The organism is Methanoregula sp. (genome assembly GCF_049518935.1).
In the GTDB taxonomy this organism is placed as follows: domain Archaea; phylum Halobacteriota; class Methanomicrobia; order Methanomicrobiales; family Methanospirillaceae; genus Methanoregula.
Genome location: NZ_JBEKRH010000003.1, coordinates 170,262 through 193,534, shown reverse-complemented (window position 1 = coordinate 193,534; position 23,273 = coordinate 170,262). Strand labels below are relative to the sequence as shown.

22 protein-coding genes and 1 tRNA gene are annotated in these 23,273 nt (G+C 55.4%); 6 read left to right on the top strand and 17 right to left on the bottom strand.

From position 1 onward, the window contains the following. Positions 1-103 precede the first annotated feature (103 nt). On the bottom strand, positions 104-892 hold the full coding sequence (locus ABSE13_RS04105; RefSeq protein WP_424027223.1) for a TrmB family transcriptional regulator: 789 nt from the start codon (positions 890-892) through the stop codon (positions 104-106). A 93-nt stretch (positions 893-985) separates the two neighbouring features. Here ABSE13_RS04105 and ABSE13_RS04100 point away from each other — a divergent pair, with 93 nt between their 5' ends. Both ABSE13_RS04100 and ABSE13_RS04095 read left to right on the top strand, forming a co-directional pair. Then, entirely contained in the window at positions 986-1,423 is a 438-nt protein-coding gene (locus ABSE13_RS04100) for an ester cyclase (RefSeq protein WP_424027222.1), read from the top strand. Between the two features lie 145 nt (positions 1,424-1,568). Beyond that, positions 1,569-1,961 carry a Rieske (2Fe-2S) protein gene (locus tag ABSE13_RS04095; RefSeq protein ID WP_424027221.1) on the top strand — a complete coding sequence of 131 codons (393 nt, stop codon included), beginning with the start codon at positions 1,569-1,571 and terminating at the stop codon, positions 1,959-1,961. Between the two features lie 982 nt (positions 1,962-2,943). On the opposite strand, the gene ABSE13_RS04090 is transcribed toward ABSE13_RS04095, so the two are convergent. The 5 genes from ABSE13_RS04090 to ABSE13_RS04070 form a co-directional block, all read right to left on the bottom strand. Beyond that, the gene (locus ABSE13_RS04090) at positions 2,944-3,165 is read right to left on the bottom strand and encodes a DUF8150 family protein (RefSeq protein WP_424027220.1); all 222 of its coding nucleotides are present in this window, start codon (positions 3,163-3,165) and stop codon (positions 2,944-2,946) included. Beyond that, the gene (locus ABSE13_RS04085) at positions 3,149-3,748 is read right to left on the bottom strand and encodes a hypothetical protein (RefSeq protein WP_424027219.1); all 600 of its coding nucleotides are present in this window, start codon (positions 3,746-3,748) and stop codon (positions 3,149-3,151) included. The genes ABSE13_RS04090 and ABSE13_RS04085 overlap by 17 nt, the downstream gene beginning before the upstream one ends. 83 nt (positions 3,749-3,831) lie before the next feature. Continuing rightward, positions 3,832-5,664 carry a threonine--tRNA ligase gene (locus ABSE13_RS04080; RefSeq protein ID WP_424027218.1) on the bottom strand — a complete coding sequence of 611 codons (1,833 nt, stop codon included), beginning with the start codon at positions 5,662-5,664 and terminating at the stop codon, positions 3,832-3,834. Between the two features lie 218 nt (positions 5,665-5,882). Further along, positions 5,883-6,440 (bottom strand): dCTP deaminase, encoded by a 558-nt coding sequence (dcd, locus tag ABSE13_RS04075; RefSeq protein ID WP_424027217.1) that lies wholly within the window; start codon positions 6,438-6,440, stop codon positions 5,883-5,885. Positions 6,441-6,506: 66 nt separating this feature from the next. Continuing rightward, complete coding sequence (locus tag ABSE13_RS04070; RefSeq protein ID WP_424027216.1) at positions 6,507-7,373, bottom strand: hypothetical protein; 867 nt, start codon at positions 7,371-7,373, stop codon at positions 6,507-6,509. A gap of 166 nt (positions 7,374-7,539) precedes the next feature. On the opposite strand from ABSE13_RS04070, the gene ABSE13_RS04065 reads away from it, so the two are divergent. Further along, complete coding sequence (locus ABSE13_RS04065) at positions 7,540-8,193, top strand: hypothetical protein (protein WP_424027215.1); 654 nt, start codon at positions 7,540-7,542, stop codon at positions 8,191-8,193. A 170-nt stretch (positions 8,194-8,363) separates the two neighbouring features. Here ABSE13_RS04065 and ABSE13_RS04060 read toward each other — a convergent pair whose 3' ends face one another. Further along, positions 8,364-9,113 (bottom strand): RNA methyltransferase, encoded by a 750-nt coding sequence (locus tag ABSE13_RS04060; protein ID WP_424027214.1) that lies wholly within the window; start codon positions 9,111-9,113, stop codon positions 8,364-8,366. A gap of 9 nt (positions 9,114-9,122) precedes the next feature. Further along, on the bottom strand, positions 9,123-9,809 hold the full coding sequence (locus ABSE13_RS04055; RefSeq protein WP_424027213.1) for a phosphoglycerol geranylgeranyltransferase: 687 nt from the start codon (positions 9,807-9,809) through the stop codon (positions 9,123-9,125). A gap of 135 nt (positions 9,810-9,944) precedes the next feature. Between ABSE13_RS04055 and ABSE13_RS04050 the strand changes: the two genes are divergently transcribed. Both ABSE13_RS04050 and ABSE13_RS04045 read left to right on the top strand, forming a co-directional pair. Next, positions 9,945-13,148: a PAS domain S-box protein gene (locus ABSE13_RS04050; RefSeq protein ID WP_424027212.1), complete on the top strand. Its 3,204-nt coding sequence runs from the start codon at positions 9,945-9,947 to the stop codon at positions 13,146-13,148. Between the two features lie 57 nt (positions 13,149-13,205). After that, positions 13,206-13,574 (top strand): response regulator, encoded by a 369-nt coding sequence (locus ABSE13_RS04045; RefSeq protein WP_424027211.1) that lies wholly within the window; start codon positions 13,206-13,208, stop codon positions 13,572-13,574. 17 nt (positions 13,575-13,591) lie between these two features. Here ABSE13_RS04045 and ABSE13_RS04040 read toward each other — a convergent pair whose 3' ends face one another. Genes ABSE13_RS04040 through ABSE13_RS04020 form a run of 5 tightly spaced genes read right to left on the bottom strand, consistent with a single transcriptional unit; the run spans position 13,592 to position 20,440 of the window. Beyond that, the gene (locus tag ABSE13_RS04040; protein WP_424027210.1) at positions 13,592-16,420 is read right to left on the bottom strand and encodes a DNA topoisomerase I; all 2,829 of its coding nucleotides are present in this window, start codon (positions 16,418-16,420) and stop codon (positions 13,592-13,594) included. A 5-nt stretch (positions 16,421-16,425) separates the two neighbouring features. Further along, positions 16,426-17,874 (bottom strand): Asp-tRNA(Asn)/Glu-tRNA(Gln) amidotransferase subunit GatB, encoded by a 1,449-nt coding sequence (gene gatB, locus ABSE13_RS04035; RefSeq protein WP_424027209.1) that lies wholly within the window; start codon positions 17,872-17,874, stop codon positions 16,426-16,428. Between the two features lies 1 nt (position 17,875). Then, positions 17,876-19,177: an Asp-tRNA(Asn)/Glu-tRNA(Gln) amidotransferase subunit GatA gene (gatA, locus tag ABSE13_RS04030; RefSeq protein ID WP_424027208.1), complete on the bottom strand. Its 1,302-nt coding sequence runs from the start codon at positions 19,175-19,177 to the stop codon at positions 17,876-17,878. Then, positions 19,177-19,446, bottom strand: a complete 270-nt coding sequence (gatC, locus tag ABSE13_RS04025; RefSeq protein WP_424027207.1) for an Asp-tRNA(Asn)/Glu-tRNA(Gln) amidotransferase subunit GatC — start codon at positions 19,444-19,446, stop codon at positions 19,177-19,179. Before gatC ends, gatA begins: the two co-directional genes overlap by 1 nt. Beyond that, positions 19,436-20,440: an asparagine synthase C-terminal domain-containing protein gene (locus ABSE13_RS04020; protein WP_424027206.1), complete on the bottom strand. Its 1,005-nt coding sequence runs from the start codon at positions 20,438-20,440 to the stop codon at positions 19,436-19,438. Before ABSE13_RS04020 ends, gatC begins: the two co-directional genes overlap by 11 nt. A gap of 276 nt (positions 20,441-20,716) precedes the next feature. On the opposite strand from ABSE13_RS04020, the gene ABSE13_RS04015 reads away from it, so the two are divergent. Further along, positions 20,717-20,799 (top strand) — tRNA-Leu (locus ABSE13_RS04015). Positions 20,800-20,840: 41 nt separating this feature from the next. Here ABSE13_RS04015 and ABSE13_RS04010 read toward each other — a convergent pair. The 4 genes from ABSE13_RS04010 to ABSE13_RS03995 all read right to left on the bottom strand — a co-directional run bounded on the left by ABSE13_RS04010 (position 20,841) and on the right by ABSE13_RS03995 (position 23,273). Further along, positions 20,841-21,365: a DJ-1/PfpI family protein gene (locus ABSE13_RS04010; protein WP_424027205.1), complete on the bottom strand. Its 525-nt coding sequence runs from the start codon at positions 21,363-21,365 to the stop codon at positions 20,841-20,843. 85 nt (positions 21,366-21,450) lie between these two features. After that, positions 21,451-22,080, bottom strand: a complete 630-nt coding sequence (locus tag ABSE13_RS04005; protein WP_424027204.1) for a chemotaxis protein CheC — start codon at positions 22,078-22,080, stop codon at positions 21,451-21,453. 123 nt (positions 22,081-22,203) lie between these two features. Continuing rightward, positions 22,204-22,455, bottom strand: a complete 252-nt coding sequence (locus tag ABSE13_RS04000; RefSeq protein WP_424027203.1) for a YwbE family protein — start codon at positions 22,453-22,455, stop codon at positions 22,204-22,206. Positions 22,456-22,541: 86 nt separating this feature from the next. Then, a complete protein-coding gene (locus tag ABSE13_RS03995; protein ID WP_424027202.1) occupies positions 22,542-23,273 on the bottom strand; it encodes a hypothetical protein in 732 nt (243 codons plus the stop codon).

The following is a 23,273-nucleotide window of genomic DNA, read 5'->3' as shown; positions in this document are numbered from 1 at the left end:
ACATCATATTTGTGATACCAGCCTTGCGCGATTGCGCCCGGGTTTACCGGGGCGAAACAGAGATTCCACGGATTAAAAAGACACTTTTGCAGCCGGGCTTCTCTTAGTCCCCTGACCCGGTCCACTTCGGGTTTCCCCAGGTGATATTGAACACATTATTGATCGCTTTTGTCACGGATTCGTTCGCGATCCAGATCGCGATCAGGTTCTCCCGGTCCGCCATCTCCGCCTCGGCCTGCGGGAACATCATCAGCATCTCCTTGTTGTCGATGGTCAGGGTCCGGATGAACGGCTCCGGGGCTACCTGGACATCCTTGGTGACCTGGGAGAATGCACTGTACACGTCTACGATATTACCTTTCAGTCTCACCGGATTATTCGAGGAAATCCGGATCGTTATGCCCCGCCGCTTTGCGGCAGATACCTGCTGCTTGATCAGCTCCAGCTCCTCGGGATAGTAGAGGGTGCCGAACAGGTACAGGTTTGTCCGTGCCCTCCCCATCATCTCGACCGTTTTTAACGAGATGTTCCCGATACCCCGGATGAGGGTGGTCTTCGGGGATTCCCTCTCCATACGCTTCTCATAATTCATGGTAAATTCGTTCGACATCTTCTCGAGCCCGGCATCCAGCGTAGATTTCCGGCTGCCGATGACCTCCGCAGGACAGAGTGGAGTGACCTTCCCCGGCCTCCCCCGTTCTACTGTGATCCAGTTCTCATTCTCAAGACGCTTGATCGTCTCGTAGATTTTGGTCCTTGGAATGCCGGCCTCTTCGGCGAGGATGAACGGGGTCGTGCTGCCGATCCCGACAAGGGTGGCATACGCCTTCGCATCATACAGTGTCAGCCCAAGAGTCTGCAGGAGCGCGATCGTCTTGGTATCGATCTTCATGCCGGGACAATACACATTATACCCATATATAAGTTACAAAATCATTATCCACTGCGTTATGCATAATGGTTCAACAGACAGGAGGATACCCCAATGTCAACAGTTGAAGAGAATATGCGTCTCATGCAGACGCTGGATGATGCCTGGAACACGCAGGATTGGGCAGTGTTCGAGAAACGCCACGCAAAAGAGGTAGATGTCTTCTGGCCGGGCCAGCCGGTGCCAACCCATGGCCGGCCATCCCACAAGGAAGAGGCAATCGCATTCTTCACAGCATTTCCCGACAACAAGGTCGGGAACCGGCCGTATAAAACCCTCTTCGGACAGGGAAACTGGACGTGTTCAGTAGCCGAGTTCACCGGGACCTTTAAAGGCCCGATGACTGCTCCTGACGGAAAGGTTATCCCACCGACCGGGAAGAAATTCAAAGTCGAGTTCTGCACAGTCGCCCACTGGAAGAATGGGGAGATCATCGAGGAGAAGCTCTTCTACGACAAGATGTCCCTGATGCAGCAGGTCGGGCTGATGTAAGAACCGGTCCATTTTCTTTTAGACAAACCGGAGATGGTCTGACAGAAGAGATGCGATGCGGGAGAGAGACGTCTCCTTCGTTCAACAGACAGATTCCTGTCCCGCACCGGCATCTCTTCTGCGGAGACGGGAGGAGTGAGAAACCATGAATTTTGTTGAAGTTGCATCCGTTAATGAGATCCCGGCTGGTGAGACCCGGCATGTTGAGGCAAAAGGGATCGAGATCGTGCTTGCAAACGTTGAAGGCCGGATCTATGCGGTGAGCGAACGGTGCGGCCACCAGAACGCCCCGCTCTCGAAGGGAACACTGAACGAGAATATCATCACCTGCCCGCTCCACCATGCGCAGTTCGACGTCACCACGGGAAAGATGATCTCCGGCATGGTCGAGCTCTCGCTGTCCGGGATGGACGAGGCGCCACAATCGGTCCAGGAAGCGATGAAGGCGATCGGCGAGATGACGTCGCATATCAAAACCCATGACCTCCAGTCATTCCCGGTGAAAGTAACGGGAAAACGCATTTTTGTTGCGGTGTGACCGGGTCACCCGCTTTTTGAATATCTGAATTTGTATCGCACCACAACCGGGTCACGTGGTGCACAATACCCTGTTTTCGTAGCAGGCTGGTGCACCTGCCAGGAACTGTTGAGGATGCATGTGTGCATTCCGGATCGCATTTGAGCAGGATCAAAATGCGAAAACGATGGCGTTTGAAAAATTTTAAACGCGATCAGTGGGGTCGATTGAAAAAAATTGATCGCGGTTATTATGCGGTTTTGTGTTTTTGAGATGGTGCAGCTGGATGTGGGGATGTGGTGCAGTTAAGTACGTTTTATTGAGTTTTTAAAAATAATAGACCGTAGCGATGCCTTACGCGCAAAACGCCGATCGGGTTTTACGCTACTCATTACCTTCATCCAATAATGAAACGATATGCCCCGCCCCCCCCAGACGGGGGACGTCACTGCGGCGGTCCAATTACCGTACAAAAAGAATTTCAGGGCAAAGGTAATCTGCCCGGCGAGGCCCCGCCGAGGCAGCCGAGCGATCCCCATCAGGGAGTGGGCTGACTCGTATTTACAAAAAATATCCCCAACAATCCTCCCGGAAGCCTAAAATCCCACTTTCCTCATACCCCCGCCATTCAGGGCACCCCCTCTCGGTTTCTCAATCCAAAAAGGAATACAATACGCCGGTTTTTTCGCTTCCAAATCACCCGGTTTCCTGAAATACGTATTTTATACGGATATTCGTAAAACATGATGCAAAAAATGTCGAATTCGGCCGGTCAAAGATGGAAAAAGTCATGAAACAGAGCCCTTATAGGGCCCGGACGGGATCATCTTCCTGAGGGAGATCCGTATTATTGCTCATCCGGAGGGATGGCAATTATGAGGCAACAGGAAAAAGCGTGAAAAAATTCTTACCGGAAGTAACAAAAAAAGAGTTTCAGATATACCGGGCCTTCATCGAAAGTTTCCGGGGAGTATAGAGCGGGCGGAACGGCTTGCCCGGGTTTTCATAACTGACGAGGTAATAATTTCTTACGTCCGGCCACCCGTTCAAGATACTCGCGGGAAGAGAGCGGCATATTCCGGGCATTCTCAATGAAACTGTTGACCAGTGCTCCCTGCTGTCTGCTCCACACGGCATTTGGTGTTCGCTTCACCCAGGACGCATAGCTCCGGACAAACGAGAGGCGTTCTCTCTCATTTTCCTTCCGGTCAAACAACAATTCCATACTCATCCCCCCGGACTCCGAATATCTCCATCTGGCACTTCAGACCGGCATGATCGAGATCGTCTTTGAAGATCTCCCAGAGATACAATGCATCTTCGATATCTTTCTGTGAGCCAAGATAGAGCTTGTATGCGATCTGGATTCCGATTGGTGAAATAAAGACGTTTGCATCCGGCAGGCTCACTTCAATACGATCCCGGAGAACAATACGGTCGACATCATCCTTGAGAAATTTCAGTTCAATGTTGGGAATGAACTGGCCGGCTCTTGCAATACGTATACCCATATTTTTCGAGAGCATGTCGTGCAGACCGTTCGCATCTTCCGCATTCAGGAATTCAAACCCACCATGCACAAGAGCATCGTGCAGCCTGAAAAATGCCTCCTGTTCAAGGAGGGGGATGAGAATATCTACATCCTCCGTACCCCGGGAACGCCCGAAGAGAATGGCGACATACCCGCTCACGATTACATACGGCGTTTCCGGCTCAAGTATCCGGATGAAATCCAGCACGAACTGATCCAACATTGTGAGGTACTTTTCACCCACAACGATCTTCCTGTCAGAGTACTGGATATCCATAATCTCAAACACCATTAGTCTGTTGTATCACAAGAGGATATCGCCCGGGCATATTATGGAAGAAGATCGTAAAAAAAAGAGTTTCAGATATACCGGGCCTTCATCGAAAGCTTCCGGGGAGTATAGAGCGGGCGGAACGGTTTTCCTTCTGTGTCCTTCTTCACTGCGGCAATGAGTGCCTCGGTCGTCAGCTGCTCCTTGTGCGGCTTGTTCGGCTCCGACTTCTTCCGGATCGTCACGGTCAGGTTCTTCGATGCGATCTCATCGTCACCGACAACGATCACGTACGGGATCCAATCCATGCCGGCCTCGCGGACCTTCTTGCCCACGCTCTCTTCGCGGTCATCGAGATCACATCGGACCTGGGCGGCATTGATCGCATTGCAGACCTCGGCAGCGAACGCACCGTGACGCTCGGCAACCGGGATGACCCGTGCCTGCACGGGCGAGAGCCATGTCGGCAGCGCCGGCACTGGCTGGGTGGATATGTTTTCCAGGATTGCGCACATCACACGCTCAATACTGCCCGTTGGCGAGCAGTGGAGGATCGGGGGGAAAACGGGGGTGCCGTCCTCCTTGTGGTACTTGATGTTGAACCGGGTCGAGCTCTCGACATCGATCTGGACAGTCGGGTTCTCGATCGGGCGGAGCTGGCCGTCGATGGCTGCGAGATCGATCTTCGCGACCCAGTAATGGACCCGGTCGGAGAGGATCTCGATGAGCATCGGGCAGTCGGACTCCTTCACGATCTTCTTGACCCAGGCCTCGTGCTGGGCATAGAAGTCCTTCGTGCACCGGAACGCGGCCACGAGTTTGGTCTCGAAGTCCCTGCCGGTCTGCCATCCCATAGCAAGCTGCTCCTCGAAGCACTTGAGGGCCTGCGGCATGTCAAGGCAGAGCGAGTGCATGTCGGGCATGGTGAAGCACCGGAGGCGCTTGAGCCCGATCACTTCACCCTTCTGCTCGTGGCGGAAGGAGTAGGTGGAGAGCTCGTACATCTTCATCGGGAGATGGTTGGGGGAGATGTGCATGTCCCGCATGATCGAGAACATGCCAAAGCAGGCCGCAAACCGCAGCATCATGTTCCGGTTGTTGGACTTGAACCGGTACTGGCGCTCACCGAACTTTTCAGCGTGCTCACAGATCGCCTTGTCGCCAAGGTCGTACATCACGGGGGTTTCGACCGGCGTGCCGCCGTATTCGAGTACCATGTGGAGCACGTAATCGCCGAGCAGGTCGCGGATGATCTTGCCCTTGGGCATCCAGCGGAGGCAGCCGACATCGCTTGCGGGCTCGTAGTCCACGAGCTCTTTTCCGCGCATCAGGTCTACGTGTGCAGGTTCGCCGCCGACCGGGACTGCAACGCCGAGCTCCTTCTTCACAAGGCAGCCGAACGGGGAGTCGTCGAGATACTCCTTGTAGTCGTGCTGTTTCCCGTCGGGAGTAAGCACGAACCAGTCGTGGGTGACCTCTTTCTTCTCCTTCTTGACCGTTATCTCGCCGGGCACGATTGTCTTGGAGAGCTCCGAGAGCGGGTGGCCCTTGCACGAGAGCTTGAAGGACTTATACCAGCCGAACGGGGCGCGCTTGACGGCAAACCCTTCTGCCTCAAGGCCGGCTTTCAGCGCATTGAGGACCGAAATCGCAGTCTCCGGCGACGCAAGGTCGCTCGAGAGGTGGGCGTACGGGTAGACAACGATCTTGGTGACGTTGACCTGTCCGGCAGTCTTTTTTATCTCCTCGATGCCCTGGAGGATGACGCCTTCGAGGTCTTCCTCATCGATCGATTCCACGGCGCAGAAGACGGTGAGTGCCTCGGTCTCCTTATCCGAGAGGACGGAACACTCCTCTGCCATCTTGGTCTTCTTTTTTGCTTCGTATTCTATGTAGTCTGAATGGATCAAAAGAAGTCGCATTGGTTCATCTCCACATGAATCCGGTCATCCGTATAAAATGGGTTTTCCCGGTATATATAGTGCTTAAGTCTCCGAATGGTTCATCAGAACCATGAGGACGAGAAGAACACATCAGTGTTCTTCGAATTCGGAGTCACAGAGTGCTTCAAACGCTAAGACGAGAAGAACACATCAGTGTTCTTCGAATTCCGAATCTTATCGGTCATCAGATATACCCATTACTCGCACTTCCGGTTGCCATGATACCGTGAAAGCGTAGCGGAGTGCTGGTCGAGATACTTCGCGTCGCCTTTCTTATCGTACGGCTTCTCCGCCCGCTCTGTCGTATAGAAAACGAGCTGGCCGATCGGCATCCCGGCGTACACTTTGACCGGGCGGGCATTGACGTTTGCCATCTCGAGCGTGATGGTGCCCCGGAACCCGGCATCAATCCAGCCGCCGGTCTGGTGGAGCGTGACGCCGAGCCGGGCGATGCTGGACTTGCCCTCGATCGTGGCGACGATGTTGTCGGGAAGGCCGATGCACTCCAGTGTCTCGGCAAGGACGAACTGCCCGGGATGCAGGACGAACGAGTCCGCGTGGGTCTCTTCTACTTCGGACGCAACACTCTCCCGGTTGTAGGGGTCGATAACTTCTATCCCGGGTTTGTACCAGATAAAGTGGTTACCGAGCCGGATGTCTACCGAGTTGGGCTGGATAAGTTTTGGGTCGTAGGGATCGATTTTGATATGGCCCCGGGCTATGCGGTCGCGGAGCTGCCAGTCTACGAGAATCATCGGCTCCAGTATGGGTGCTGATCGGACATAAGGGGATCTTCCGGGAACGAAAAAGGGAGGTGTGGATCAGGATGGTGCCCTGCCGATGTGGAATGTTGCCATGGGTTTGAAATTACTCGTAAAGACCACGTCCGTGGGGTCCGGATGCGGCGAGACTTCGAACTCGTTGCCATCGCTGAAGGAGAAGGGCGTCCCGAGGCTTCCACCCTGACTATCGGTATAACAGGACGATGCCGGATCGATGAGTCCTCCCGGCGTAACGGCCTGATCGATAGTGACCGGGCAATCGCCGTCGGTCTGCGTGAGAGATACGGTGTGCCAGAATCCCCCCTCGCCACCCGGCATCTGCAGGAAGGTGACACTCCACGGCCCCGGGTCATTGGTCCTGTTGTAGACCATCATTCCACTGGCGAAGATCTGCCCATCATATACGAAGTGGCAGGGCTTGCAGTCATCCTTTGAGCCGTAACACCCCTCCGACTCGGCGTGAATGGTAAGCGGGATGTTCGTTCCAAGCGGGACCGCATTATACAGTGCATAGCCCATCTGATTATTGTAGTCAGAGGTGATGGGGAATGGCACGTTGCCGGTCAGCGTGAATGAGCCGTGCTGGTTCCAGGGTGCATCACCCTGCGGTCCCATAGTTTTATAATCGCCTTGGCAGTCCAGAGTGAAGTAGGTGTTCGGCGGATAGCTGACCGCACCGGCTGCTGCATTCCCGCTTCCGCCGCCATTACCGCCCGATCCCACGCCGGCCTGCGAGGAGGTGTCCGTCTGGAAATTCGTGCATCCCGCACCGATACAGAAGAGAAGCACAAACACGATACCGGCAATCCATTTCCATTTATCCAGCATGCTGTAGTCACCGTTTCCCGGCTGTTGCCTGAGGTCCGGATATGTCCGGGACAGGATAATAAAACAGAGGATTTGCATCCGGAGAACCGGAAAATACTGCCGGGATTAATTAATCCCCATATTCACGCACGATAACAATTCGGAATTAATATAAGGGCTCAATCCAAACCTGAAAAACTACCTGAATTTGTGCACTTCTCCGGACCGTTCCAGAGAAGATTTTTCGGGAGTGGAGAGTAATACCGTGAAGATTTCGAATTATGGCATCATCGCTGTTCTGCTTGTTGTAATCGCTGTTGCACTTGCCGGATGTACCGCATCGAAGACCATTGGAACCGGGACGGATTCCTCGGGCAGCACCGGATCTGCTTCTTCATCCTCGTCAGCCCCGGCAGCAGCTGCCACTACAGCAGCAACCTGCCCGACACTCAGCTCGGGGACGGGTATGTGGAATGGAACCTGGAGCACTCTCGCGTCTACAAGCAAATGTGCTGACGAGAGAGGACATTTCAATCCTCCCGTGAATGGCGTAGACCAGTGGCAGACCATGTATGCCGGCGAGTTCGCCATGAACCCGGTATCGTTTACCCAGAATGGCTGTGACGTGACCGGGACCGTATCTGTGGCGGGATACCCGGTATCCACGCCAAGCTGCCCGATAACATTCACCGGTACCGCGAGCGGGACCGGGGTAACGGGAACCTGGAAATCCTATTGCATTGTTACATTCGGTACTGATGTTAACAAGCAGGTGGAATCTGGTATCTTCGACCTCTACATGAACCCGGACAATAACGGGTTTGCAGGTACGTTCACTTGTGATACGCCTACCTGCAGGCAATCGATTGCGGACAACTGCCCCAATGCGAACGGCAACTGGGTCGGGAAACGGACATAATTATCTTTTCTTTTTTCATTCAGCATATCTGTGTGCCGGGTTTTACCGGTGTCTGGCCGTTATGGGTAAGACTTGCGGGAGTTGAAAAAATACACGCCAGAATGGGTGTATTGCTTAAAGAAAATCGCCGGTCGGTCAAGGAGGAGAAAACGTGAGATCCCGTTATCCCGTCACTCTTCCCCATCATCGTACAGGTTCTTTCTCCCGGTCTGGTCCCGGTCGAGCAGTGCGGGATCGATGTGCCACTCGCTCCTGCGCAGCAGGCCGTGAAGGGTGCTCGCCTCCCGGGTCGTGAGGTTCGCCCGGCCGAGGACCCGCCGGATCAGGGTCATCGTGTTCTCCCGCTTGAACTTTGGGTGGTGAATCGCGTCGAGATACCGGTCTACGTGCCGGTACAGGTATCCCATGTACTCCGGGGGGGCAAGGGTGTAGGTGGGCAGCGGGAGGTTTGCCAGCTCATAACAGACGACCCCGACCGCATGCGAGAGGTTCAGGATAGGGTACTCCTCCGCAGTCGGGATGGTGCAGATCATGTCGCTGCGCTTCACCTCCTCGTTGTTGAGCCCCCAGTTCTCCCGGCCGAACAGGATCGAGATCCGGCCATCGGCATCCTTGATCCGCTCGCGGAGTTCCTTGGGAGGATAGAATGGCATCCGCATCGCGTGGCAGACAGACTTGCTCACCGTGCCGGTCGTGGCGATGACGATATTGGACCGGGCAAAGACATCCTCGATCGTGCAGAGCTCTGCGCTTTTGAGCACGTCCTGCGCATGCGAGGCCCGTGCCTTCGCCTCCTCGCCAAGTTTGCAGGGATTGATGAGCACGAGGCGGGAAAAGCCGAAATTCTTCATGACCCGGGCGGCAAACCCGACATTTCCCTCGTAGAGGGGTTCGACAAGGACAATGTCAATGGCCGGCATAAAAGGGAATTACCGGGCCGCGTCAACCGTGGCCTTCAGAACCGAGGCGCCCTGGTCGTAGACCGCGTTCCCGACAACGATTGTATCGGCGTACTTACTCATCTGGGCCGCCTTTTCCGCGGAGTTGATCCCGCCACCATAGTAGAGGACGGACTTGTCGATCGCTTCGGACGCGGCTTTCACCACGGCCGGATCGCCGAACGTGCCGCTGTATTCGAGATAGACAACCGGGAAGCGGAAGTAGCGGTCGGCAACCGTCGTGTACGCGGCAACCTCTGCGGCATTTAAGTCGCAGACCGCTTTTGTTACTTTCCCGACTGATGAATCCGGGTTGAGCACGATATAAGCCTCGGGAATCACCATCTCCCAGGGGATCTTTCCTGCATGCATCTGGACCCAGGCCCGGTGCTTGCCCACGAGCCACATTACATCGGTGGTGTTCATGACACTGGGAACGAACACATAGTCGATGCCCTGCACGAGGACCGCATCGGGTCCCGCCGGTTCCATCACGAGCGGCAGGTTATAGGCCTTCACCTGTTTCTGGAGTGCTGCAAGGTTCTCCTTTGTGACATTGAGCGTGCCCGAGAGCATCAGGGCATCCGTACCGCTGGAGGCGATCGCGTCGATATCGCCGGGTTTGAGCTGCTTGTCAGGATCCAGTTTGGTCACGTGCACCCAGTCTTTCCATTTCATCACAATCACTGTACATTATGGTATTCCCTCCCCATAAACGGTACCCCTTCCGGCACGCTGCCGGGGAGTACCCCGGCAAATATAGAATGGTATATATCGGATAAACCGTAATCGGGAAGATATCCAAGGATTCCCATGAAGCTCCAGGAAAAGACGAGTGTCATTCTTATCGCCCTCCTGATTATCATCCTTGTCCTGATCAGCATTTTCGTTTCGGTTGTCTCTATGTCGAGCTACAGCGCGCTGGAACACAAGTACATGTTGCAGGATGTGGACCAGGGGGTGAACCGGCTGCAGGACGATGAGAACTCAATTTCATCGATCGTTGCCGACTGGGGACCATGGGACGATACCTACAATTTTGTCAACGGAAACGAGCCGGATTATGTATCCACAAACCTGTTTCCGGAAGCCTACAAAAACCTGGGGATAGACCTCGTCGTCATCACCAACAGGACGGGGGAGATCGTCTATGCCGGCGAGTATGATGATCAGAATAACACGATGGTTTCAGTACCGGATGCACTCGGGCAGACTCTGACCCCGGCAAACCCCCTGCTTTCCATGGCAGATCCCCACAATGCAGTTACCGGTATCGTAATGCTGGGGGGAAAACCTCTGCTCGCCGCCTCCCGCCCCATTGTCCACACCGATTACTCCGGTATCCCGCAGGGTGTAGTCATCATGGGAAAGTACCTTGATGCTGATGAAATCTCCGATCTCTCGAAATTATCCAGACTGAACATCCACCTGATCCGGGTTGATGATCCAGCGCTCCCCGTCTCGCTGCTTTCGTCCCTGAGAACCGGTTCTGAGGACAGCAGCCCGGGAGTGGTCATCCCCGTCAACAGCAGCCAGATAGCGGGATATTCACTCATTCGGGATGTGAACGGCAAGGACGCATTCATATTAGAGATCCTGCAGCCCCGGGATATCTACCAGCAGGGCCTCACCTCAACCTACCAGTACATCCTGATCGTGCTGGGGGCAGGGCTCCTCTTCGGAGTCGTCGTCCTCTTGATCCTCGACCGGCTTGTACTGTCCCGGGTCAGTTCCTTAAGCCAGCAGGTCCATAACATCGGCATCTATACCGCAGCATCCCATCGGATACATCTTGACGGCAACGACGAGTTCTCATCCTTTTCCCGTGAGATAAACCGCATGCTCGATACCATCGAAAAGACCCACGATGTTCTTATGCAGAGCGAGGCGCGGTTCCGCGATCTTACCGGACTTCTCCCCCAGATCATTTTTGAGATGGATACTACCGGGAATATCCTGTATGTCAATAAAGCAGGATTGGAACAATTCGGGATCACCGAGCAGATGATCGGGCAGGGAGTCAATATCAGCCGGTTTTTATCTCCGGACAACATCGCGCAGATGCAGCGCGGTCTCGCAGCAGTAATGACGGGTTCACCATCCCCTGGTGAGGTCTATGCATTACAACGACCGAATGGCACCCTCATGAATGCGATCGTTTCCACTTCCCTCATAAAAAAGGAAGGAACGAGTACCGGTTTCCGCGGGATTGTCGTTGATGTCACCGAACGGGTGAAACTCGAAGAGGCCTTGATCGAGAGCCAAGAATATCTCCAGACACTCTTCTCATCGATAAAAGTGGGTATTCTTGTTATCGATCTCGAGACGCACAGGATCGTGGATGCCAACCCTGCAGCACTTGAGATGATAGGCATTACAAAGAACAGGATAGTCAACCAGAGCTGCCATCGCTTCATCTGCACGGGGGAGGAAGGTCGCTGTCCCATCACTGATCTCCACCAGAACGTGGACAATACCGAACGTGAACTGCTGACCTGCAGCGGCGATAAAATCCCCATTATCAAACATGTAGTCCGGATCAAACTGCAGGGAAAGTCATGCCTGCTGGAGACCTTCATCGATAACACGATCCGCAAAAAGATAGAACATGACCTGCGCGAGAGTACCGACCTCCTCACCGGCATCCTGCAGGCATCTCCGGTGGGGGTGTTCCGGACGGATCCTTCCGGGCATATCACCTTCATCAACGAGACATTCACCAAAATCACCGGCGTCCCGCTTGAAACAATCAGGGGGACGTACTGGGCAGATATTCTCCCGCAGGGAGAGCGCAATCGCATTCTGAAGGATATTGGCAAATTAATCAGCGAACGGAGAAAAAACAGTGCTGAAGTACGGTACATCCACCCGGATGGAACACCCTACTGGCTTTTTGGCCAGACCGTCCCCATCATCGATAAGAAAGACAATCTTAATGGCTGGGTCGGAACGATCACAGATATCACCGAGCAGAAACTGATCGAGGACGCCCTCAAGGAGAGCGAGGAGAAATACCGGGCCCTCACGGAAAATACCCCCGACATCCTCTTCTCTGCTGACATGACCGGGATTATTACCTATGTCTCGCCACAGGTCAAAAAATATGGTTTCCTTGAAGAAGAGGTGATAGGGAAACCGCTTCGTATTTTCATCCATCCCGCAGACAGATACCAGATAGATACCAATTTCTTCCGTGAATTAAAAGAAGGGGCACAGTTCTTTTCCCGGTTCAGGATCCTGGACAAATGGAGTACCCCCTTCTGGTTTGAGGAAAAAAGCACCCTCCAGCTCGATGTCTCAGGAAAACCGATCGGGATTTACGGGATCCTGCGCGATGTCACTGAGCGAAAGCGTGTTGAAGATGCGATCGATATCGCCAATAAAAAACTGAACCTGCTGAACCAGATCACCCGGCATGATATTCTCAACACGATCACCGGGTTGCTCGGGTGTGTGGATATGGCAAAAGCAACAAGCTCTCCTGAAGAAAAGGAGCAGCTGCTCAATGATATCAGGGATCTTACCCGGGTTATCCAGCGCCATATCACGTTTACCCGGGAATACCAGGAAGTTGGCGTTCACCTGCCGCAATGGCAGAATGTCAATGATATCATCAATAAAACCGTGCAGAATTTCGCAAAATCCGGTCTCACCTTCTGTTCAGAGTTCGAAAAAACAGAAATCTACGCCGATCCGTTGCTGGAAAAGGTGTTTTACAACCTTGTAGACAATGCAATCAGGTATGGTGTAACTCTCACGACAATCTCGATATATCCCAGTATTTCCGATAAAGGTTTCTCGCTTGTTTTCGAGGACGATGGTGAAGGTGTTGAAGACAGGCAGAAAAGCGAGATCTTCAAGCGGGGTGTGGGAAAAAATACCGGCATGGGCCTGTTCCTGACCGCAGAAATTCTGGCAATAACCGGAATATCCATTGAAGAAAACGGGATTTTCGGGAAAGGGGCCAGGTTCGAGCTCCGGATCCCGAACGGTACCTGGCGGTTGCACAAAGATTAACAAGAGGTAAACATATCAGGCAGATGCCCTCTTGATTATATACAGGAGGCAGGATTTATGACAGGTGAAAGGATACTTCTTGTCGAAGATGATGATATCATTGCCAAGGTTGCCGACTGGCGGCTGAAAAACCTCGGCTACGAAGTGTGCGGCAGGGCGGTAAGTTCTGAAGAAGCAATGGAACTGGTAGTAAAAACCATGCCGGACCTTGTGCTCATGGACATAAATATCAAAGGTGACGTGGACGGGATCGAGACTACAAAACTGATAAAAAAAGGGTTCGACATCCCTGTTGTCTATGTAACATCCCACTCTGATGGCCCCACGCTTGAGCGCGCAAAAGAAACGAAACCGGATGGTTTTATTGTAAAGCCATTTGACGATAAAGACCTGCGGGTCGCCATAGAGCTCGCCCTGAAAAAATAAATTCCAGATCCGGTATTTTAAAGCTGGATAATCGCGTTGTCTTTCTTTTTCTGGATCAGTTTCTGGTAGTCCCGGATCTTCTGCTCGGGGATGCCGGTCCCGGCTGCGAGCTTCTTTGCGTCTGCGGCAAGAAGTGCCCCGGTATCGATGACCCCGGCGGTTAACATCGTTTCAACTGCCTTTGCACCAAGGCCGCTGAGGGCAAGGAGTTCTTTTTTGCCCCGCTCGATCTGAAGTTTTGAAAATTTCTTCGGTACGGGTTTCTTGAGATATTCGCAGACCTTTTCGACATGGCGCTGGACGGTGGCAAGGGACATGCCGGTCAGTTCGCTCAGGGTGAGCGGGGGCTGCGTACAGAATGCTTCCGGCTCAACGATGCCTGCGGCAATGTATTTTTTCAGGCTGACTGCGGGGATACCGATCTCCCTGAGTATGTGCGTGTTGAAGACAATTTTTGCCTCATTGACAACCTGCTCTGATTCGACATCGCTGATCCCTGCCTTTTTCAGTACCGATGGATCCGCCTTTGCCAGGTCGGCCATCTCGGAGATACCGGATTCCCGGAGGGAACTCATGATCTTCGCATAGCTGCGCCCCTTGCGGGGGATGAGATGATCCCTGATGAACTTGCGGCATTCCGACCTGCGGCGTAGTTTCTCAAGCACGGTCCCCGCATCCCGGATCAGCTGCTCTGCCTTCACGATGTCCATCCCGAGTTTCTTTGCCAGGGTTTCCGGCGTGCTGCGGGTGATCTCGGCAACCGTGTAGATATGGCGGGACCGGAGGGTGTCTGCCAGTTCCGCGGTCATGCCGGGTATCTCGGCAAGGGACTCCTGGTTCGAGCTGATGTGGTGACAGAGCGGGCAGCCGATATCCCAGGGCCGTGCCCCCTTCCGCACGAGCCGGACATAGTTGAGCTGGTGCTTGTCGCAGACCTCGTCCGTGCGGACCGCAAAGCCCCACTGCGCCATGGGCAGGCCGATGTTGAAACTGCATTCAGGATACCGGGAGCAGCCGATGAACTGGGTGTTGCCCCGGAGGTGCTTGATCGCAAGCGTACCGCCGCAGACCGGGCATTTCCCAAGGTTCATCTCCTCGGCAGTCCGGTCCCGGATATCGTCGCCGATCACCTGCTGGTTTGCCTCGAGCTGGTCGAAGGCATGGTGGAGCATCTCCCGGGACTCCTTGATCACGTCCTCCCGGGTCCGCTGGCTCTGCTTGATCAGCTGCATGTGCGATTCAAGAGTCTGGGTCATTACGGGCTTCGTAATCGCATCGGCATGCTGCTCGAGCGATTCGGTCACTACACGCCCGACAAGCGTGGGGCGTAATGGTGCACCTTCCACGTACTTCCGGGAGACCAGCTTTGCAATCACCTCGTGCCGGGTGCTCTTCGTGCCAAGGCCGAGTTCTTCCATCCGCTGGATCAGTTTGCTCTGGGTATAGCGGGCGGGCGGCTGGGTCTCCTTCTCATCCAGCGTGACTTTTTTGATCGGGAGCTGCTCTCCCGTGGTAAACTCCGGGAGGAGAGTCTCCCTTGCCTCGCTGAAGGGATAGACCGTATGCCAGCCGGGTTCGGTGAGCTGCCCCCCGGTCGTGGTATACTCTTCACCGTTTGCATCGAAGAGGAGCTTGAGGGTCTTCCACGTGGCATCGGGTGCGAGGGTGGCAAGGAAACGCCGGAGCACGAGTTCATAGACCTTGAACGCGTCGTCTCCCAGCTGCTCCCGGGTCGCTCCACCGGTCGGGTGGATCGGGGGATGGTCGGTGGAGGATTTTTTGCCCCGGGTCGGGACTGCACGCCGGTTTGCCATCACCCATTCGACGTCCTTTTTGAACGGCGAGTTCCGCAGTGTTTTGAGGATTCCGTCAAGGTCCAGCGACGGGGGGTACACGGTGTTGTCGGTCCTCGGGTACGAGATGAAACCGTTCATGTACAGGTCTTCGGCAATGCGCATCGCGTTCGCCGCGGAGAGCCCGAGCCGGGCTGCCGCCACGATGTAGGTTGTGGTATCGAACGGCGACGGTGCCCGGTCCTGCTTGACGCCGAACTTCACATCTTTGACCACGAGCGGCGCTTTCGTCCGCTCCCGGGCCTGTTCGGCAACAGCCTTCTCGTGGAACCGGCCGTTGGTGTGCCGTGCCTCGATCACTTCGCCTTTCTTCTCGAAGTCCAGGGACAACTGCCAGTATTTCTCCGGAACAAAGGCTTCGATCTCCTTCTCCCGGTCCACGATCATGGAGAGGGTGGGGGTCTGGACCCTGCCGACCGAGAGGATGTTCTGGCCGCCCCGCCGGGCTGCAAGCGAGATGAACCGGGTGAGGGATGCCCCCCACATGAGGTCGATCGACTGCCGGGCTTCGCCGGCCGCTGCGAGCGCAAAGTCGAGATCCGTGGTATGGGAGAAGGCGTGACGGAGTTCCTGGGATGTGATCGCCGAGAACCGGGCCCGGTCGATCGTGACCTTCGGGTTGACGGCCCGGACGAGCTCGTAGGCTTCCTTGCCGATGAGCTCCCCTTCCGTATCAAAATCCGTTGCGATCGTGACCCGGTCTGCCTTCCGTGAGAGCTTCTGGAGGAGGGAGACGATCTTCTTCTCGGTCGGGATCTTGATGGTCTTTGCATCGATCAGGTGCCGGGGCGTTGCCTCCTCGCTGCGCCAGTTGGAATATCCCGGCTCGAAGTCGATCTCCACGACATGGCCGCGGAGCCCGACGGTAGTAGTGTCCCCGTAACTGTACGTGGAGACACCGGCATCCTTGTTTTCAGAGATCCTCTTTCCTTCTGACAGGATCTCAGCAATACGGCGGGCCGAGATGTTCTTTTCTGCTACGATCAGGTGCACGGGTATTACGCCTCCCGCTTTTTGAGCGCTTCAATAAGCATCCGGTTCAGCTCGCCGGGATCTGCCTTGCCACGCGTCTTCTTCATGACCTGGCCGACAAGGAAGTTCAGGGCCCCGGCTTTTCCGGCCCGGTAATCCTCAAGGGCCTTCGGGTTCTCATTGATCGCTTCCCCAATGGCAACGGTTATCGTGCCGGTATCTCCGTAGGTCTTTGCAAGGTTGAGGCGGGCAACGATCCCCGCCGGGGTTTCCACGGGCTCGTGTTTCAGCCGCTGGTCCAGCATCACCCGGAGCACTTCCACACCGCTCTTGTCGGTGATCGTGCCTGCCTTCAGCAGCAGGACAAGCCCGGTGAAACTCTCCGGGTCGACCGGGTCGAGATCCATGTCCCGGAAGTTCAGCTCCCCGATCAGGGTATCTGCAATCCATGTGGCGGCGAGCGTGGACATACCCTTCGGATTGGAAAGAACGACCTTCTCGAAGAAGTTCGCGAGCTTCAGTTCCCCGGTCAGGGTCCGGGCATGGTTGAGCGAGCAGCCGTACTGCGCCATGAACCGCTCACGGCGTGCATCGGGCAGTTCGGGAAGGACGATCCCCTCCACCCATGACTGTACATGGAGTGGTCGGAGGTCAGGCTCCGGGAAATACCGGTAGTCATGCTCCAGCTCCTTGGACCGTGCAGACTGGGTGACACCCCGGGCTTCGAGGAAGTGCCGGGTCTCCCGGTCCACTTTCTGGCCCCTGCGGAGCACGTTCTTCTGCCGGGTGATCTCAAACGTCAGCGCCTTCTCTACTCCTTTGTAGGACGTGATGTTCTTGACTTCCACGCGCTCGCTGCCCACAATCGAGATATTCGCATCGACCCGCAGCGATCCCTCCTTGTCGGAGTCAAAGACGCTGAGGTATTCGAGCGTTGCACGGAGCTTGTTCAGGAACTTCCGGGCCTCCTTGGGCGAGCGCATATCCGGTTCGCTCACGATCTCGATGAGGGGGATGCCGGCACGGTTATAGTCCACGAGCGAATACTTCCCGCGTTCGGCATTGCCCATGTGGACGAGCCGGCCGGGGTCTTCTTCTACATGGATGCGGGTGAGCCGGATCCGCTTCTCCCCGCCTTCGTCGCCTTCGATCTCAAGGTAACCGCCTTCTGCGAGCGGCTTGTCGTACTGGGTGATCTGGTAGGCCTTGTCGAGATCGGGATAGAAGTAGTTCTTCCGCGAGAACTCGGATTCGTGGAGCACGGTGCAGTTGAGGGCCTTTGCCACCCGCATCGCGTACTCGATCGAACGCTTGTTCAAAACCGGCATCGCTCCCGGGAGCCCGAGGCAGATCGGGCAGACATGGGTGTTTGGCCCGTCGCTCCGGTAGTCTGTTGAGCAGCCGCAGAAGAGCTTGCTCTTTGTATCCAGCTGGCAATGGACTTCAAGCCCTACGATGACATCGGTTTCCGCCATTTCAGACCACCGCCTGTTCGTAGGCATAGGCCACATCAATCACGCGCTCGTCCTCGAAATACCTGCCCATGATCTGGAGGCCGACCGGCATGCCACCGGCTTTGCCGCACGGGACGGAAATCGCCGGGATGCCGGCAAGGTTCGCCGGCACCGTGAGGATATCGGCGAGATACATCGAGAGCGGGTCGCTCTTCTCGCCGAGCCGGAACGCGATCGTGGGCATGGTCGGGCCGACAATCACGTCGACATCGGCAAAGATCCGCTGGAAGTCCTTGCGGACGTTCTCGCGGGCCACCTGCGCCTTGGCATAGTATTTCCCGTAATACCCGCTTGAGAGCGCAAAGGTCCCGAGCATGATCCGCCGGCGCACCTCGGTGCCGAACCCGGCCCTGCGGACTTCCTGGTAGGCCTCGTGCCACGACTTTTTCGTATCTGCAGCGGGACCGTACCGGACCCCGTCGAACCTGGCAAGGTTGGAAGACGCTTCGCAGGTGCAGGTCACGTAGTATGCGGCAAGGGCATATTCCATCGACGGGATGCTGCACGGGACGGTAGTGGCCCCGAGTTCTTCCAGCCGGCCAATTGCCTTCTTCACGACACCGGCAACCGCCGGATCAACACCGGCACCGAAATATTCCTGCGGGATCCCGATCTTCAGCCCTTTGACATCAGCATGGGGGGTATGGGTGTAGGGCTTGTTGTGGGAGGTGGAGTCGTGGCGGTCGTAGCCGGCAATCACCTGCATCAGGGTGGAGACATCGCTCACGGTCTTTCCCATGGGTCCGATCTGTTCAAGCGAGTTCGCGTACGCGATCAGACCGTAGCGGGAGACCCGGCCGTAACTGGGTTTCAGGCCAGTGATCCCGCAGAACGCGGCGGGGCACCGGATCGAGCCCCCGGTATCGGTGCCGAGTGCCATCTTCACCATCCCGCCAGCGATTGCGGCGGCACTGCCACCGCTGGATCCGCCGGGCACGCGCCCGGTGTCGCAGGGATTGAGGGTGGGGCCGAACGCCGAGTTCTCGGTGGTGGTCCCCATCCCGAACTCGTCCATGTTGGTCTTGCCAACGATAGCTGCGCCGGACTTACGGAGGAGTTCCACTGCATGGGCATCGTAGGGAGGTACGTAGCCCTTGAGGATCTTTGATGCGCAGGTGGTCTCGATCCCCCGGGTCGAGATGTTGTCCTTTACGGCAACGGCAACGCCGGCAAGTTTCCCGTCGGTGTGGGATGGCCTGCTGCATACGGTAAGAAATGCATTATATTTGTCGTCCGGTTCGAACACGATCGACTTTTCCGCCACTACATCACCCGCGGAGCCTTGATAAAACCGTCTTCCTGAGCCGCTGCATTCCTGAGTACGTCTTCCTGCGGGAGGGAGGGCTCGGTCTCGTCCTCTCTCATCACATTATAGAGATCTTTTGTTGCAGCCGCATCGCCTTTCACCGCGTCAAGCGTATCGAAATATTCGAGGATTTCGTTGAACTGGTGCGTAAAGGGACCCAGTTCATCGGAACTGATACCGACATCGGCCAGCTCCGCGATATGCTGTACATCTTTTTCAGTGACCATGGTCCACCCTGCTGATGTAATCTATGTAATCTTGCACGGACGTTTTATAACCGTTTTTACGGGCGAGCTTCCGGATCACGTGCCAGACCCCGCTCCCGTATTGCATGGCTTTCTTCTCGTACCATGCGAGATCTTTCGGAATGTGGCGTTCTGCGACCTCCCTTAAGGGGATTTTACGCCGGCCATCCCGCACTTTTTCAGCAGCCGGTATCCTGAAGGCAGCGCGCACAACCCGGGCATCCAGGTAGGGCATCGAAAGGTACGTGCCGTGGAGGGCGGCAACTGCCTGGTCGCGCCGCGCCTGCCCTTCGAGACCGGCAAAGTCCCGCACAAGATCCGCTTCGAGGGTAGGTGTCCCGAGGTAGCGGGAGTAGCCGCCAAAGAGCTCGTCCGCACCCTGGCCGGCAAGAATCCGATGATATCCCTGCTCTCCGGCCCACCGGGCGATGAAGTACTGCGTAACAGCGATCCCGACATTGACCGGGCTCCTGTCCGGAATGACCGGGATGACGAGGGGGAGCGCTTTTTCGATCTCCTGCCCGGTGATTGTCACATATGAACAGGAGAGCCCCAGTGCGTCTGCCGCTTTCCTTGCCTGTGACAGATCATGGGAATCTTCAACGCCGACGGTTATGCATTCCCGGCCGGCAAGGCAGGCAACGAGGGTGGAATCCACGCCTCCGGAGAGGGCGGTAACACCCTCGTCGCTTCGGAGCTGCACGGCTGTGATGATCGCCTCCTCAAGCGACAGGTCAGGTACGTCGGGAGTTATCTGTCCTTTCACCTCGCCATTGCAGAGCAGGGTGCCTTTTGGCCCCTGACCTTCCATAACACCGTAACAGTCGCGGGCCGTGCACCCGTCCCAGGAGAGCGAGAACTCACCGCCGAACCGGAGGATCTCTTCGGGGGTCGTCCTCACGATAGTTTCAAGTGCCTCCGGACCGAGTCGTTTCCCCTTAAGTTCGACCCAGCCGGCAAAAGTCAGTGGATTCATGGCCAGCTCATCACGCGTGCGATCTTCACACTCAGTACTTTTGCCATCGTTTTTAAATCATGGCTTCCGGAACCCGAAAGTGAATACCCGTATAACGCTCCCTGCGATCTGACGCCGGGATCCGGTGATACCGGCCCCTGCGGATCGGGCAGGGATCTGAAAAGAAAAACGATAGAATCTTTTTTGCATGGGGAGGTCAATAGTTTAGAGCACGAGAGTCGCCAAGCCGGCCAACTCCGCCGGACTTAAAACATCGTCGTAAAAATAAGAATTAGAGGGAGGATAGGAAAGCTGGCCAACTCCGCCGGACTTAAGATCCGGTCCTTAGTGGTTCATGGGTTCGAATCCCATTCCTCCCATCGGTTTTAAGAAAAAATGCGGGTTTACAACCCGGCCGTTGTCACCATTCAACCGCGGTCAGGGCCTTCACAACGGCCTCTGCAAACTCCTTTGACGCACCCGGGCCATTCGCCGTGATAATACGGGTGTCTGTGACCACGGGCTGGTTCACCACGATCGCACCCGCGCCTTTCATCTCGCGGAAAACAGCGGGATTATCATAATGGGTCGCCTTCTTTCCTTTCAGGATCCCGGCCCGGGCAAGGATCACCGTGGCAAGGCATATGGCCGCGATCACTTTTACCTTATCCCGGAAATATTTTACGAGGACCGGAAGGATCTCGTCATCCCAGAGATGTGCCTGGGATCCTGTTCCTCCGACAATGATAATACCGTCATACGGTTTGGGATCAATCTCCTCGAATGCAAGGGTGGCAGTTGCCTTTGCTCCCAGCATGCCGGTACAGGGTCCCCGCCGGGTTGAAGCGATATCAAACGCGATGCCGGCATTCTGCAGTGCAGCAACAGGCGCGGCAAGTTCCTCATCCCGGAATTTCTCCGGGGCGATTGCAATCAGTACTTTCATAATCTCAGGACTACCCGTTTGTCTGTACAGGATTATGGATATTGCGAAAAGTCCACAGGGCAAAAAAGCGGCTGATATGTTCTTTTCACGAAGATGACAGGGATGGCGGAGTCTTAATCAGTTCCTCCAGCCGGGCCTCGACTTTCTGGAGGGTTGCAACCTCAAGGAAGATAAGAATATTTCCAGCTATGTTATGCTCTTCCGACGTGAGCTTCACCCGGAACAGGATTACGTCATCCACTTCCACGGTCATCTGGGCAATAAGGGAAGTGATAGCGGCATGTGCCATGTCCACCACGAGAACGGGAGGGGACGGCAGCATCATGAAACCGAGAAGGTCAGAGGTGGCACTCAGGAAAGACGAGATCATAATATTCCCGACTTCGAGGATAGTGCTCTGGTCCATCTCGCTCAGCGGGTGGTCCGCATCCCGTGAGCCCTGCATGATGGTTGCGGTCCGGATCGCAGAATCACGGGGGAAATGGAGTACTAAAAAACCCCCGTGCGGGATATCCCCCTGGAGCTCAAAAAAGACCATCGTTGTCATTTCATCGGTCAGGAAGTCCCCGACCCGGGAGATATCCACGACATTGATCTCCGGAACGTTCATCCCTACCTGGGTATCCAGCATCTGGGAAAGCGTTGTGGCCGAATGGGCAGCCCCGATATTTGCCAGTTCCTTGAGCGCGTCCATCTGCTCCGGAGTAAATTCCATGTACGACAATCCCCTGCCACCGGGACGGGATGCACAGGATAGCTTTGCTGCTCCCACGTTCACGTGGCAGTTGCGTTACCCGAAGCGATGACTCAGATGGTGAGATGATAGGTATCGTATCATTTATATTTTTGTATCGTGCCCCGGGGAATCACCGGCGGGAGAATCTGGAGAGAGAATAGCCGCCACCCTGCCGACACGACCATCGGATAACCGGACCTTGATCCCGTGAGGATGGAATGCAGAACCGGTGAGGATTTCCTGTACGGTTCCCCGCGTCAGCTTCCCGCTCCGCTGGTCACTCTTCTGGATGATATCCACGGTGAGGCCTTGTCGTATGTTTGCCCGCTGCCGGGAAGATTTGTCCGGAGTCATGATCACTAATCGCTACGGGAAATGATACCTGTTCTCCGGTTATTCCGGAGAATGGTTTTTGATGATGTGCCGGATCGCGTATCCGGCTACAGGGCAGGATCATCAGATCCGATGCCCTTCTCAAGATATCCCTTGGCAGGTGCCCACCCGTGGTTTTCCCCCAGCATCAGGAGATAGATGTCCGTGTGGTATTCATTCTCCTGAGGACCCAGCAGATCCCAGGTATTTGTTCCACGGAGAGTCGAAGTAATACTCACTGCTGCGTTCGGATCTGACCGGTAATCCGCATACACGGATGTCAGGTACGCATAACATTGCGGATGACCTGAGGGGGAAGTGGTATCTCTGCAATCCGTCTGGGTGAGATCCGTTACCGGGCGGAACATTGGGCTGTTCCCGACGGGGTTCCGGGTGTCGATCATCTTTTGCGAGCTGATGTTTGTGGACAAAGTAACTGCATACGGGTGGTCGTGGCTGGTCCCGGCCGGGGGGATAAGCGAGGGAATCGTGATCTTGACCAGGGTCGACTTACCGGTATCATACAGGGTGGCCGTCCAAGCACCCGGCACACCGGTGATTTCCTGTGCGCTGAACTGAGCGATGATGGGGGAATTGTCATTCATGTCCCCGGGAACCGGGATGAAGAGCGTTACGTTGCTGAGCGGCGAATCCGTGGCAATGGTGCAGGTATAGGAATAGGAACTTGCAAGGGAAGTCCGGTATGCATTCCCTGTATATGCGGAATACCCGACCAGTGCAATAAACGTTACGAGAACTATGATGAATATTGAAAGGGCAATTTTAATGATCCTGTCCAT